The 666-nt window shown below is 63.1% G+C and carries 1 protein-coding gene; it reads right to left on the bottom strand.

Annotated features, from left to right (window positions below):
* Positions 1-666 (bottom strand): AMP-binding protein (locus A3730_RS01245; protein ID WP_156500751.1); only part of this gene is annotated, 666 nt, incomplete at both ends.

The following is a 666-nucleotide window of genomic DNA, read 5'->3' as shown; positions in this document are numbered from 1 at the left end:
ACGACGGCGGCTTCGCACACCTTGGGGTGTGAGACCAGGGCGCTTTCCACTTCCGCGGTGCCCATGCGGTGGCCGGACACATTGATGACATCGTCCACGCGCCCGGTAATCCAGTAGTAGCCGTCTTCGTCACGGCGTGCTCCGTCACCGGTGCAGTAATAACCGGGGAAGCTGGTGAAGTAGGTTTGCACAAAACGCGGGTGATCGCCCCACAAGGTGCGGGCCTGGCCGGGCCAGCTATCGGCGATGACCAGGTTGCCCTCTGCAGCGCCGTGCAGCAGCTTGCCGTCGTTATCCACCAGTGCCGGCTGGACACCGAAAAAGGGCAAGGTGGCAGCACCGGGTTTGGCTTCAATGGCACCGGGCAGAGGGCAGATCATGATGCCGCCGGTTTCTGTCTGCCACCAGGTGTCGACCACAGCCGCCTGGCCGTTACCCAGCTGGTCGTGGAACCAGTGCCAGGCGGCCGGGTTGATGGGTTCCCCGGCTGTGGCCAGGATGCGCAGACTGTCGCGCCGGCTGTTGGCACAGCAATGCTCGCCGCCGGCCATCAGTGCGCGGATGGCGGTGGGAGCGGTATAAAGAATGTCGATATTGTAGCGGTCAATAATCTCACCGACTCGCTGATCGTCCGGGTAGTTGGGTACCCCTTCGAACATGACGCAG

Source organism: Alcanivorax sp. HI0044 (genome assembly GCF_001634945.1).
Note: the sequence above shows the minus strand (reverse complement) of the source record. Positions and strands in the feature narration are given on the sequence as shown.